The organism is Curtobacterium sp. 260, from assembly GCF_030803485.1.
Classification (GTDB): domain Bacteria; phylum Actinomycetota; class Actinomycetes; order Actinomycetales; family Microbacteriaceae; genus Curtobacterium.
Window position 1 is genome coordinate 71,519 of sequence record NZ_JAURUY010000011.1, and the last position, 12,546, is coordinate 84,064.

Sequence of the window (12,546 nt, forward strand, 5' to 3'; positions counted from 1 at the left end):
GTATGCGCCGGGCGGGAGGCTCGTGGCGGCCGGGCACCGCGCCTCCAGGCCGACAGCGGGTCGGCAGTCACCGGCGTCCCGCGCGGTCGCGTCCCCAGGGCCGGACCGCTCCAGCCAGCTCGGCAGCACCGCTACAGCCAGCTCGGCAACCAGTAGTGCGACCGGACGAAGTCCCACGGCATCTGCAAGCCGGTCCACATCGGGTACCAGTACGCCGACGCGAGCACGACGACACCGAGGTACACGCCGACCCAGACCAACGCCCGGGTCCGCCGCGGCCGCGGGTCGGTCCGAGAGCCGGCGACGAGTCCGATCGCCGCAGCCAGGGCCATGACGAGGAACGGCTCGAACGCCACCGTGTAGAACTGGAACACCGTGCGGTCGGTGTACAGCAGCCAGGGCAGGTACCCGCCCGCGACACCGATGAGCACGAAGCCGTACTCCCACCGGCGCCGCAGCACGAAGAGCACGAGCAGCGCGACCGCCGCGATCACCGAGGCGTACCAGACGAACGGGTTCGCGATGCCGGTGATCGCCTCGCCGCAGCGGTCCGCCCAGCAGCCGTCCTGGCCGCGGTTCGTCCCGACGTAGTACATCGACGTGGGGCGCTGCATGACGAGCCACAGCAGCGGGTTCGCCTGGTACGAGTGCGGGGTGTGCAGGCCGATGTTGAAGCCGTAGATCTCCGACTGGTAGTGCCACCAGTTCTGCAGCGGGTCCGGCACCCACGCGAGCAGTCCCGTCCACCGCTCGCCGCCGGAGGCGATCCAGTTCCGGTCCCACCCACCGGAGGTCCGGAACCACCCCGTCCACGACGCCAGGTAGGTCACGGCAGCGACCGGCACGGTGAGCAGGAACGTCACCGGCGCCTGCTGCAGGAAGGCGCTCGAGGACCAGAACGTCACGCCCGCCCGGCGGCGCATCACCATGTCGCTCAGCACGGAGTACAGGGCGAAGAACGCCAGGAAGTAGAGGCCGGACCACTTCGTAGCGGACGCCAGACCGAGGGCGACGCCCATCGCGACGAGCCACGGCCGCCGGACCAGCACCGGCCCCCAGAGCGTGTCGCCGCCGCCGTCCACGCGGCGGTGGACCCAGTCGTCGAGCCGCCGCTGCGTCCACCTCCGGTCGAGCAGCAGCGCACCCGCGCCGAGCACGACGAAGAACGTCAGGATGCCGTCGAGCAGCGTCACGCGCGACAGCACGATCGCCTGCCCGTCGATCGCGAGCAGGAAGCCGGCGAGCGTCCCGATCGCGGTCGAGCGGAACAGCGAGCGGGCGATGACCGCGGTCAGGAACACGGTCGCGGTGCCGAGCACGGCGACCGTGAACCGCCACCCGAACGAGCTGTCGGCGCCGAACAGCAGCATCCCGAGGCCGATCAGGTACTTCCCGAGCGGCGGGTGCGCGATGAACTCCGCCGCCCTCGAGTACAGGTCGGTCTCGCCGTCCGCGAAGCGCTGGTCGGTCGTCGGGGCGCCGTCGTCGGAGGAGTTCGCCGGCCAGGTGCCCTCGTAGCCGAGGTGCACGATCGACCAGCCGTCCTTGACGTAGTACGTCTCGTCGAACACGAGCGAGTGCGGGTGTCCGAGTCCCACCAGACGGAGCACGGCCGCCAGCAGCGTCACCGCGATCGGACCCGTCCAGCGCCACACGGCGACCCGCCGCGACGTCGAGAGGACCCGACCCCACCAGTCGTCGAGGCGGGAGCCGGCCGGTCCGTCGACGAGGGCGGTGCGGTCGTCGGTCAGCTCGCTGGTCATCGCCTGCATCCTACGGATCGCCGCCACGGCGGACCTGGCACCAGAATGGGGAGGTGATCGTCCTCGCAGCAACGCCCATCGGCAACCTCGGCGACGCGTCTCGTCGTCTCGTCGAGACCCTCTCGAACGCGAGCGTGGTGGCCGCCGAGGACACCCGGACCGCGATCCACCTGATGCGTGCGCTCGGCATCGAGAACCGCCCGCGCCTGATCGCCCTCCACGAGCACAACGAGCGCGCGAAGGCCGCCGAGGTGGTCGAGCTCGCCCGCGACGAGGACGTGGTGGTCCTCACCGACGCGGGCATGCCCGCGATCAGCGACCCGGGCTTCCCCCTCGTGGAGGCCGCGGCGGCCGCCGGGGTGACCGTCACCGCCCTGCCCGGGCCGTCCGCGGTGCTCATGGCGCTCGCCGTGTCGGGCCTGCCGACCGACCGGTTCAGCTTCGAGGGCTTCCCGACCCGCAAGGCGGGGGAGCGCCGTCGTCTCTTCGCGTCCCTGGCCGGTGAGCAGCGGACGATGGTGTTCTTCGAGTCACCGCACCGGCTCGCCGACACGCTCGCCGACATGGCCGCGGGGTTCGGGGACGACCGCCGCGCGGTCGTGTGCCGCGAGCTCACGAAGCTGCACGAGGAGGTCCGCCGCGACTCGCTCGCCGCGCTCGCCGCCTGGGCCGCCGACGGGGTGCGCGGTGAGATCTGCGTGGTCGTCGAGGGCTCGACCGGCGCGCTCGACGTGACGAGCATCGAGGACGGTGTGCGGCTCGTGCTCGAGCGGGTCGCCGCCGGGTCGCGCATGAAGGAGGCCGCCGCGGCGGTCGCGGACGCGACCGGCCTGTCGAAGCGCGACCTGTACGAGGGCGCGCTCGCCGCGCGGTAGGGCCGACCACCGTCGGTCTGGAGGCGCGGGGCGGGCCCGCCACCCGCCTCCCGTCCGGTTCTCCACAGGCGGCGCGCGGGGCGCGTCACGCGGCTCCGGCCCGCCCGTAGGATGGTCCGCATGTCCGACGGGTCCTCGTTCAGCATCACCACGCCGATCTTCTACGTGAACGACGTGCCCCACATCGGGCACGCCTACACCGAGGTCGCCGCGGACTTCATGGCACGGTGGCACCGGCAGCGGGGCGACGACGCCTGGCTGCTCACGGGGACCGACGAGCACGGCCAGAAGATCCTCCGGACCGCCAGCGCGAACGACGTGTCCCCGAAGGAGTGGGCCGACCGGCTCGTCACCGACGCGTGGAAGCCGCTGCTCGACACGGTCGACGTGGCGAACGACGACTTCATCCGCACGACCGACGAACGGCACGAGCGCGGCGTGACCGCGTTCCTGCAGAAGCTGTACGACGACGGCTACATCTACGCCGGCGAGTTCGAGGGCTTCTACTGCGTCGGGTGCGAGGAGTACAAGCAGCCGAGCGACCTCGTGCCCGGCACCGGTCCCTACGAGGGCCAGCAGGTCTGCGCGATCCACTCGATCCCCGTCGAGGTCCTCGCCGAGCGCAACTACTTCTTCCGCATGAGCGACTTCGAGCAGCGCCTGCTCGACCTGTACGAGTCGAACCCGCAGTTCATCCAGCCCGAGAGCGTCCGCAACGAGATCGTCTCCTTCGTGAAGCAGGGCCTGCGCGACCTGTCGATCTCGCGCTCGAGCTTCGACTGGGGCATCACGATCCCCTGGGACCACGACCACGTGCTCTACGTGTGGTTCGACGCCCTGCTCAACTACGTCACCGCCCTCGGCTACGGGTCGGACGACGACGAGGCGTTCCAGCGCCTCTGGCCGAGCGTGCACGTCGTGGGCAAGGACATCGCCCGCTTCCACGCGGTGATCTGGCCCGCCATGCTCATGGCGGCGGGCCTCCCCGTGCCGGAGCGTGTGTTCGGTCACGGCTGGCTGCTCGTCGGCGGCGAGAAGATGTCGAAGTCGAAGCTCACCGGCATCGCGCCGTCGGAGATCACCGACACCTTCGGCTCGGATGCCTTCCGCTACTACTTCCTCCGCGCGATCACCTTCGGGCAGGACGGCAACTTCAGCTGGGAGGACATCTCCGCCCGGTACTCGGCCGACCTCGCCAACGGCTTCGGCAACCTTGCCTCGCGTCTCGTCGCGATGCTGCAGAAGTACTTCGACGGTGCCGTGCCGTCGCGCGGCGAGCTGACCCCGTCGGACGAGGCGATCGACGCGCTCGCGGTGTCCGTCACCGAGCGTGCGGACGCCGCGGTCGAGGCCTTCGCGCCGCACGAGGCGATCGCCGCCGTGTGGGAGCTCGTCGACGCGCTGAACGGGTACATCACCGAGCAGGAGCCCTGGGCGCTGGCGAAGGACGAGTCGGCGCGCGAGCGTCTCGGCACCGTCCTCGCGACGGCGCTCCGCGGCCTCGGCACCGTGAACGTCCTCGTGTCCCCGGTGATGCCGAAGGCAACGGAGAAGCTCTGGGCGTCGATCGGTGCCGGCGGATCGGTGACCGAGCAGCGCGTTGACCGCGCCTACGAGTGGCAGGGCGCCGCAACCGTCGTGCCGCTCGGGTCCGGCCTGTTCCCGCGCATCGAGCAGCAGCCCGAGCAGGGCGCAGCGTGACCGACGCGGCGGACGGCTCGCACGTCCGGGCGCGTGGCGAGGGGGCGTCCGGCGGCTCGAAGCGCGACCTGAGCTACCCACCGCTGCCGCAGGCGCTCGTGGTGCCGGTGTACGACAACCACACGCACATGGAGATCGCCGACGGCGTCGGCGAGGGCGGCGACGGTCCGCTCGACTACCGCGAGCACCTCGACCGTGCGTCGAGCGTCGGGGTCCGCGGCGTCGTGCAGGTCGGCACCGACCTGGCGACGTCGGAGTGGTCGGCGCAGATCGCCGCGCGTGAGCCCCGTGTGCTCGCCGCCGTCGCGCTGCACCCGAACGAGGCGCCCGTGCTCGACGAGCAGGGGCTGCTCGACGAGCACCTCGCCGGCATCGAGCGGCTCGCGGCGCTGCCCCGCGTCCGGGCGATCGGCGAGACCGGTCTCGACTTCTTCCGCACCGGCGAGGACGGCCGCGCGGCACAGGTCCGCTCGTTCGAGGAGCACATCCGCATCGCGAAGGAGCACGACCTCGCGCTGACGATCCACGACCGTGACGCGCACGAGGCCGTGGTCGAGGTGCTCGACCGCGTCGGCGCTCCCGAGAAGACCGTCTTCCACTGCTTCTCCGGCGGTCCCGACCTCGCCCGGCTCTGCGCCGAGCGCGGCTGGTACATGTCCTTCGCCGGAACCGTCACGTTCAAGAACGCCCAGTCGCTCCGAGACGCCCTGCAGGTCGCGCCGCGGCACCTGGTCATGATCGAGACGGACGCCCCGTTCCTCACGCCGACGCCGTACCGCGGGCGGCCGAACGCGCCGTACCTGATCCCGCTCACGCTCCGGTCGATGGCCGAGACCCTCGGTACCGACCCGTCGATGCTCGCGGCGCAGATCGCCTCGACGACCGAGCTCGTCTACGGTGCGTGGGACGCCGAGCCCGTCACGGTGGACCAGTAGTCGTGGGCGCACTGCTCGGCCCGGCGGAGATCCGGGACCTCGCCGCCAAGCTCGACGTCACCCCGACGAAGAAGCTCGGCCAGAACTTCGTGCACGACGCCAACACCGTGCGCCGCATCGTCTCGGCCGGCCGGGTCACGTCGGACTCCCGCGTGCTCGAGATCGGACCGGGGCTCGGCTCCCTGACCCTCGGGCTGACCGAGACCGGCGCGTCCGTCACCGCGGTGGAGATCGACGGTCGGCTCGCAGCCCAGCTGCCCGCGACCGTCGCGGCGATGCAGCCGGGCGCGCGCCTGCGGGTCGTGCACCAGGACGCGCTCGCGGTGACCGCCGACGAACTGCCCGAGGCCCCGACGCACGTCGTGGCGAACCTGCCGTACAACGTCTCCGTCCCCGTGCTGCTGCACCTGCTCGCGACCTTCCCGACCATCGAACGGGTGCTCGTCATGGTGCAGGCCGAGGTCGGCCACCGCATCGCCGCCGGGCCGGGCAGCAAGGTCTACGGGGCGCCGAGCGTCAAGGCTGCCTGGTACGGGTCGTGGTCGACCGCCGGGCAGATCAGCCGCCAGGTGTTCTGGCCGGTGCCGAACGTCGACAGCGTGCTCGTCGGCTTCGACCGTCGTGAGCGCCCGGGGGACGAGACGCTGCGGGCGCAGGTCTTCGAGCTCGTCGACGGGGCGTTCCAGCAGCGCCGGAAGATGCTCCGGCAGAGCCTGTCCGGGGTCCTGGGGTCCAGCGCCCGTGCGTCGGAGCTGCTGACCGCGGCCGGTCTCGACCCGACTGCTCGGGGTGAGGCGCTGTCGCCGGACGACTTCGTGCGCCTCGGACTGACGGTCCTCGCCGCCGCCTGACGGCAGGCGGTCGGGTCACTGCTCCGGTCCGGTGGTCGTCGTGTCGGCGACGGAGCCCTAGGCTGACCGCGTGCACGCTCCGACCTCACGCTTCGCCCTGGCGATCACGCTCTTCTTCCTCGCGGGCGGTGCACTCGTCGTGGTCCTCGCCGTCGTCGCCCTCGTCCGTGACGCCGGCGACGATGCTGCGTGGGCAGCCGCCCTGTTCGGGGCAGGCCTGGCGGCGTGGGGACTCTGGTTCAACCAGCTCGCGGACGAGGACGAGGACGGGGCGTCCACCGGGGCCGAGCCGCGGGCTGCGAGGAGCTCCATCGGCACCGTCGCGATGGTCGCCGTCCTGGCCGGGGGCGCCTTCTGGGTGCTCCGTGGACCGCTGGACCGGACGCTGGCCGAGTCGCTCCTCGTCACCGCCATCGTGCTGGGGCTCTGGGCGTTGAACCGGGGGCTCGACGCGCGGATCCGGCGTCGGCGCGCCGCCGGCGAGGTCGACTGACGGAGCAGCGTGCTCCCGCCGGCGCCGGTGCCCGCACCGGCCCCGACCCCGACCCCGGCCTGACGGTCGACGTGCACACGTCTCCTCGCCCGGGGCTGATCCGCCCGTGGTGCGTGGCTCAGTGGCCGCGGCCGGCCATCGCCTCGAGGATCTGCTGGTGCGTCCCGTCGCGCTCGGCCCAGCGCAGCGGCTGGACGTCCTGCACGAGGATCTCCGGCGCGGCACCGGAGTCGAGCAGACCCATCACCTCGTCCGTGAAGGCGTCGAGGGGCATCCCGCCGAAGTCGGCGCCACCCATCAGGTCCGTCTGCACGGCCGGCGGGGCGAGCTCCAGCACCGCCACCGAGCTGCCGACGAGCTGCTGCCGGAGCGCCTGCGTGTACGAGTGCACCGCGGCCTTCGTGGCGCTGTAGGTCGGGGTCGCGGTCAGCGGGACGAAGGCCAGACCGGACGACACCGTGATCAGCGTCGCCGCCGGCCGGGAGAGCAGGTGCGGCAGGAAGGCGTCGATGAGCCGGATCGTCCCGACCAGGTTGGTCTGGACGGTCGCGAGTGCGTCGTCGATGTGTCCGGGGTCGCGCAGGTCCTCGTTGCGCATGATGCCCGACATCGTGACGACGGTGTCGAGCTCCGGCCAGCGGGCCGTCACGTCCGCTGCCGCGCTCGCGATGGAGTCCGCGTCGGCGACGTCGATCGCGACGGTACCGAAGCCGTGCTCGGCGGCGAGGGCGTTCAGGCGGTCCTGGCGGCGGCCGCCGATGACGACGGTGCTGCCGGCGGCCTGCAGGCGCTGCGCGAGGGCGAGCCCGAGGCCCGAGGTCGCGCCGGAGATGAAGACGGTGCTGTTCGTGGTGTCCATGCCGACCACGATGCTCCTGCGCCCGGGGCTCCTCCAGGGCGCGGGCATCGGGGGACCGGCGGTCCCTGGCTCCGCTCCGGCCGAGACGGCACGATGGGGGCATGGACCGCCCCACGCTCGCCGACTTCCTGCGCCGCCGCCGCGAGCTGCTGCGCCCCGAGGACGTCGGCCTCGGCAGCGGTCCCCGTCGGCGGACCCCCGGACTCCGTCGCGAGGAGGTCGCCGCACTCGCCGGGATGAGCGTCGACTACTACACGCGGCTCGAGCAGCAGCGGGGCCCGCAGCCGTCGGAGCAGATGGTCGCGGCGATCGCCCGGGCCCTCCGGTGCAGCCTCGACGAACGCGACCACCTGTTCCACCTCGCCGGGCACACGGCGCCGGTCCGGATGCACCGCGCGGACCACGTGGACCCCGCGATCCTGCGCGTGCTCGACCGGCTCGAGGACACCCCGGCGATCGTCGTGAGCCACCTCGGTGAGACGCTCGTCGAGAACCGGCTCGCTCGGGCACTGCTCGGCGGATCCGTCGACCTGCCGGGCAACGAGCGCTACCAGGCGTGGCGCTGGTTCGTCTCGGGGACGGAGCAGGCGAAGTACGCGCCCGAACAGCACGAACGGCTCGGTCGGGTCGTGGTCGCGTCGCTCCGCGCGGCCGTCGGGCTCGCGGGGCCGAGCGACCGTCGGGCGACGGAGCTCGTCGCCGAACTGCAGCGCCGCAGCCCGCAGTTCCGGGAGCTCTGGGAACGCCACGAGGTCGCGACCCGCTGGTCCGACAACAAGACCATCGTGCAGCCCGAGCTCGGCCGGATCACCGTCGACTGCCAGGTGCTCCACACGGACGACCAGGCGCAGGCGCTCCTGTTGTTCACCGCGCCCGCGGGGAGCGAGGACGCGCAGAAGCTCGAGCTCCTCGGCGTCGTCGGCACGCAGCAGTTCGGCGCCGACCGCGTCGCGCGCTGATCCTCAGTCCGCCGACGCACCCCGTGCCCGCAGGGCCTCGACGACGGCTTCGGGGTCGTTGCACCGGAACCGCAGCGACCGCGCCCCGCGGATCGCGACCTGCACGCCGGGTCCGCCGTCGAGCAGCACCGCCGTGCCGCCGGGGACGAGCCGGATGCCGAGCCCGCCGGAGTTGCCACCCGTCATGTGCACGACCTCGGCCGACGTGATCTGCTCGGGGGCGACGCGCCGCCGGTACCACCAGGGGCGGACACGGACCTCGAGCACCTCGTCGACCCGCACCGTCATCCGCATGGTCATCATCCCGATGCCGAGCGCGACCGTGACGGCGAGGGTGACCACCAGCACGCCGACGTCCGACGCCGACGGCGGCTGGTCCTGCCACCCCGCCGGCACCGCGAGCACGAGCGTCGCGATCCCGACCGCGGTCGCGATCACGGCCCACCCCACGACGGTCATCACACGGCCGGGACGGACGGTCTCCTCGTACGCGGGGTAGGACATGCGTTCCACCCTCGCACACCCGGCGCTCCGGCACGAGGTGACCCCGCCGCGATGGCACGAGGCGACCGCGCGCGGACGCACGCCGCAATCCCGCGTCACACACCTGGCACCCCCAGGGGGAGCGTGCCTAGGGTGGCCCGGTGACAACTCCGCGCGTGTACGTCATCCACGAGAACCCCGAGTGGTTCCCGCCGTTCGCCGCTGCCTTCGCGGCAGAAGGGGTGCCGGTCGAGGAACTCCTGCTCACCGACGGCGGTGCCCTGGGCAGCATCGACCTGACCGCCGAGCCGGCTCCGGGCGTCTACTGGTCGCGGATGTCCGCGTCGAGCCACACCCGCGGCAACGAGCACAGCAAGGAGTACGCCCGCGCGCTGCTCGGCTGGCTCGAGCGCTCCGGTGCGACGGTCGTGAACGGCAGCCACGTGCTCGAGCTCGAGGTGTCGAAGGTCGCCCAGCACGGGCTCCTCCGGGACGCCGGCTTCGACGTGCCCCGCACGACCGCGGTCTTCGGGTCGGCCGCCCTGCAGGACGCCGCGCGGACCTTCACGGACGGGCAGGACGTCCCCTTCATCACGAAGCACAACCAGGGCGGCAAGGGCCTCGGCGTCCGCCGTTTCGACACCCTCGCCGAGTTCGACGCGTACGTCGACAGCCCCGAGTTCGAGGCCCCCGTCGACGGCATCACGCTGCTCCAGGAGCTCCTGACCGCCCGCGAGCCGTTCATCACCCGAGCCGAGTTCGTCGGCGGCGAGTTCGTCTACGCGGTCCGTGTCGACACGAGCGCCGGCAGCTTCGAGCTCTGCCCGGCCGACGCGTGCGAGGTGCCCCAGGCCATCGCCGGCGCCGTCTGCGACGTGCCCGGCGCCGAGACGACCGGCACCGGGGCACCGGCCGCCTTCAGCATCCGTGACGAGGTCACGGCCCACCACCCGCTCGTGCAGCAGCTCCGGACGTTCCTCGCCGACCAGCGCATCCAGGTCGCGGGTGTCGAGTTCATGGAGACCACGGACGGCCGCACGGTCGTCTACGACGTGAACACGAACACGAACTACAACCCCGCCGTCGAGGCGGTCGCGCCGGTCTCCGGTCCGCGCGCGATCGCGCGCTTCACCGGCGCGCTCCTCGAGCAGGCGTACGCCACGTCGGCGACCACGGCCTGAGACGACACCACCCACCGGCCTGGAGGCTCGTGGCGGGCCCGCCCCGCGCCTCCCGGCCGTCACGACACACCTGAGGAACCACTCGTGCGATTCGGATACTGGACCCCGCTCTTCGGCGGCTGGCTGCGCAACGTCGAGGACGAGGACATGCCCGTCACCTTCGACTACGTGAAGCGGCTGGCGCAGCGTGCCGAGCGGATCGGCTTCGACCTGACGCTCGTGCCGGAGCTCAACCTCAACGACATCAAGGGGACGGCCGCGCCGAGCCTCGAGGCGTGGGCGCTCGCGGCCGCCCTGGCCGCGACGACCGAGCGGCTCGAGATCATGGCCGCGATGCGTCCGGGCTACCACCTGCCGGCGGTGACGGCGAAGCAGGCCGCGACCATCGACGAGATCTCCTGTGGTCGCTTCACGTTCAACGTCGTGAGCGCCTGGTGGGCGGAGGAAGCCCGCCAGTACGGTGGCATCTTCTCCGAGCACGACGACCGGTACGCGCGCACCGAGGAGTTCGTCGCGATCCTCAAGGGCCTCTGGGCCGAGACGCCGTTCTCGTTCACGGGCGAGTACTACGACGTGCAGAACACGCACCTCGAGCCGAAGCCGCGGGTCACCCCGCGCATCTACGCCGGCGGCGAGAGCGAGGCGGGCAAGAGCTCGATCACCCGCTTCGCCGACGCGTACCTGACGCACGGCGGCACCGTCGACGAGCTCCGCACGAAGATCGACGAGATGAAGCGTCGCCGCGAGGACGCCGGCGCCGCACCGTTCGAGGCGTTCGGCATGGCCGCGTACGTGATCGTCCGCGAGACCGAGGAGGAGGCGCAGGCCGAGCTGGCCCGCATCACCGACGTCCGCCACGGGAAGGCGTACGAGTCGTACCAGGACTTCATCTCGAAGTCGCAGCTCGAGCACGTGCCGTCGCTCGAGGACTACTCGGTGTCGAACCGCGGTCTGCGCCCCGGGTTCGTCGGTACGCCGCAGCAGGTCGCCGACCGCATCCGCGAGTTCGAGGACGCCGGCGTCGACACGCTCCTGCTGCAGTTCTCGCCGCAGGCCGAGGAGATGGAGCGCTTCGGCGAGCAGGTCATCCCGCTCGTCCGCGCCGCCGTCCCCGCCGAGCCGGTCGCCTGATGGCGGCCGAGGACGACTGGGCGTTCGAGACGCGGCAGATCCGGGCCGGCTTCACGGCCGACCCGGGCTTCGGGGCGAACGTGCCTCCGATCGCGCAGAGCGCGGCCTTCGTGTACCCCTCGGGCGAGGACGCGGCGGCGCGCTTCATGCTCGACGCACCTGGACACACCTACACACGCGTCAACAACCCGTCTGCGGCGGCCCTGGAGCGACGCGTCGCGGACCTCGAGGGCGGGGTCGGAGCACTGGCGCTGGCGTCCGGTCAGGCGGCGACCTCGCTGGCGGTGCTCGGCGTCGCGCGGGCGGGCGCCCACGTCGTCTCGTCGGCGTCGCTCTACGGTGCGACCTACACGCTCTTCCACTCGACGCTGAGCGACCTCGGCATCACGTTCACCTTCGTGCATGACCCGACGGACCTCGACGAGTGGCGCGCCGCGGTCCGTCCGGAGACGCGGGCGTTCTTCGGCGAGAGCATCCCGAACCCGCGCGGCGACGTGTTGGACTTCGCGGGGGTCGCCGGTGTCGCGCACGACGCGGGGGTGCCGCTCATCGTCGACAACACCATCGCGACGCCGTACCTCGTGCGACCGATCGAGCACGGCGCGGACATCGTCGTGCACTCGGCGACGAAGTACCTCGCCGGCCACGGCAGCGCCGTCGCCGGGATCATCGTCGACGGCGGGAACTTCGACTGGGCGGCGCAGGCGGAGAAGTACCCGCAGCTCACGACGGTCGAGCAGTCCGGGTTCGCCGGGACGGCCTTCGCCGAGAAGTTCGGCCGCCGCGCGTTCATCCAGCGCACCCGGTCGAAGCTGTCCGCCGACCTCGGCCCCGCGATCGCCCCGTTCAACGCCTTCCTCGTCCTGCAGGGCATCCAGACGCTGTCGCTGCGCATGGACCGGCACGTGGCGAACGCGGCCGCGGTCGCCTCGTGGTTGGACGGACACGCGCAGGTCGAGCACGTGCACTACGCCGGGCTGCCCTCGTCGCCGTGGCACCACCTGCAGCAGCGCTACGTGCCGAAGGGGCCGTCGGCCGTGCTGGCGTTCGACCTCGCCGGTGGGGTCGCTGCCGGTCGCCGGTTCGTCGCCGCGCTCGAGCTCTTCGACCACGTGTCGAACCTGGGCGACGTCCGGTCGCTCGTCGTGCACCCCGCGTCGACGACCCACGTGCAGATGACCCCGCAGCAACGCGCGGCCGCCGGCGTCGGGGAGGGCATGATCCGCCTGTCGATCGGTCTGGAGCACGTGGACGACATCCTGGCCGACCTGGCTCGCGGGTTCGCGGCGGCGGGGACCTCGGCGTAGTCCGCGGC

General features: G+C 72.2%; 12 protein-coding genes. 9 read left to right on the forward strand and 3 right to left on the reverse strand.

Translation table 11 applies throughout. The features are described 5' to 3' along the window. Positions 1-131: 131 nt before the first annotated feature. Complete coding sequence (locus J2X59_RS12575; RefSeq protein WP_326496907.1) at positions 132-1,763, reverse strand: dolichyl-phosphate-mannose--protein mannosyltransferase; 1,632 nt, start codon at positions 1,761-1,763, stop codon at positions 132-134. Positions 1,764-1,816: 53 nt separating this feature from the next. Between J2X59_RS12575 and rsmI the strand changes: the two genes are divergently transcribed. The 5 genes from rsmI (at position 1,817) to J2X59_RS12600 (ending at position 6,618) form a co-directional block, all read left to right on the forward strand. Further along, positions 1,817-2,638: a 16S rRNA (cytidine(1402)-2'-O)-methyltransferase gene (rsmI, locus tag J2X59_RS12580; protein ID WP_326496908.1), complete on the forward strand. Its 822-nt coding sequence runs from the start codon at positions 1,817-1,819 to the stop codon at positions 2,636-2,638. Between the two features lie 120 nt (positions 2,639-2,758). After that, positions 2,759-4,339, forward strand: coding sequence for a methionine--tRNA ligase (gene metG, locus J2X59_RS12585; RefSeq protein WP_251154467.1), 1,581 nt, complete (start codon positions 2,759-2,761; stop codon positions 4,337-4,339). Continuing rightward, the gene (locus J2X59_RS12590) at positions 4,336-5,274 is read left to right on the forward strand and encodes a TatD family hydrolase (RefSeq protein ID WP_066655919.1); all 939 of its coding nucleotides are present in this window, start codon (positions 4,336-4,338) and stop codon (positions 5,272-5,274) included. Before metG ends, J2X59_RS12590 begins: the two co-directional genes overlap by 4 nt. 2 nt (positions 5,275-5,276) lie before the next feature. Then, entirely contained in the window at positions 5,277-6,125 is an 849-nt protein-coding gene (gene rsmA / locus J2X59_RS12595; protein WP_326496909.1) for a 16S rRNA (adenine(1518)-N(6)/adenine(1519)-N(6))-dimethyltransferase RsmA, read from the forward strand. 70 nt (positions 6,126-6,195) lie between these two features. Next, on the forward strand, positions 6,196-6,618 hold the full coding sequence (locus J2X59_RS12600; RefSeq protein ID WP_326496910.1) for a hypothetical protein: 423 nt from the start codon (positions 6,196-6,198) through the stop codon (positions 6,616-6,618). 118 nt (positions 6,619-6,736) lie between these two features. On the opposite strand, the gene J2X59_RS12605 is transcribed toward J2X59_RS12600, so the two are convergent. Then, complete coding sequence (locus J2X59_RS12605) at positions 6,737-7,477, reverse strand: SDR family oxidoreductase (protein ID WP_326496911.1); 741 nt, start codon at positions 7,475-7,477, stop codon at positions 6,737-6,739. 101 nt (positions 7,478-7,578) lie between these two features. Between J2X59_RS12605 and J2X59_RS12610 the strand changes: the two genes are divergently transcribed. After that, complete coding sequence (locus J2X59_RS12610; protein WP_326496912.1) at positions 7,579-8,436, forward strand: helix-turn-helix transcriptional regulator; 858 nt, start codon at positions 7,579-7,581, stop codon at positions 8,434-8,436. A 3-nt stretch (positions 8,437-8,439) separates the two neighbouring features. Here the strand turns inward: J2X59_RS12610 and J2X59_RS12615 are convergent, their stop codons facing one another. Then, positions 8,440-8,940 carry a hypothetical protein gene (locus J2X59_RS12615; RefSeq protein ID WP_066655907.1) on the reverse strand — a complete coding sequence of 167 codons (501 nt, stop codon included), beginning with the start codon at positions 8,938-8,940 and terminating at the stop codon, positions 8,440-8,442. Between the two features lie 140 nt (positions 8,941-9,080). Between J2X59_RS12615 and J2X59_RS12620 the strand changes: the two genes are divergently transcribed. From J2X59_RS12620 to J2X59_RS12630, 3 genes are all read left to right on the forward strand, one after another. Then, positions 9,081-10,100, forward strand: coding sequence for an ATP-grasp domain-containing protein (locus J2X59_RS12620; RefSeq protein WP_066655905.1), 1,020 nt, complete (start codon positions 9,081-9,083; stop codon positions 10,098-10,100). 84 nt (positions 10,101-10,184) lie between these two features. Continuing rightward, positions 10,185-11,231, forward strand: a complete 1,047-nt coding sequence (locus tag J2X59_RS12625) for an LLM class flavin-dependent oxidoreductase (protein WP_209685568.1) — start codon at positions 10,185-10,187, stop codon at positions 11,229-11,231. Continuing rightward, positions 11,231-12,538: an O-acetylhomoserine aminocarboxypropyltransferase/cysteine synthase family protein gene (locus tag J2X59_RS12630; RefSeq protein WP_326496913.1), complete on the forward strand. Its 1,308-nt coding sequence runs from the start codon at positions 11,231-11,233 to the stop codon at positions 12,536-12,538. The genes J2X59_RS12625 and J2X59_RS12630 overlap by 1 nt, the downstream gene beginning before the upstream one ends. Positions 12,539-12,546: the final 8 nt, after the last annotated feature.

Coding starts and splice junctions, on each gene's coding strand:
- J2X59_RS12575 (WP_326496907.1), bottom strand. CDS start 1,763: ATGACCAGCGAGCTGACCGACGACCGCACCGCCCTCGTCGACGGACCG.
- metG (WP_251154467.1), top strand. CDS start 2,759: ATGTCCGACGGGTCCTCGTTCAGCATCACCACGCCGATCTTCTACGTG.
- J2X59_RS12605 (WP_326496911.1), bottom strand. CDS start 7,477: ATGGACACCACGAACAGCACCGTCTTCATCTCCGGCGCGACCTCGGGC.
- J2X59_RS12610 (WP_326496912.1), top strand. CDS start 7,579: ATGGACCGCCCCACGCTCGCCGACTTCCTGCGCCGCCGCCGCGAGCTG.
- J2X59_RS12615 (WP_066655907.1), bottom strand. CDS start 8,940: ATGTCCTACCCCGCGTACGAGGAGACCGTCCGTCCCGGCCGTGTGATG.
- J2X59_RS12630 (WP_326496913.1), top strand. CDS start 11,231: ATGGCGGCCGAGGACGACTGGGCGTTCGAGACGCGGCAGATCCGGGCC.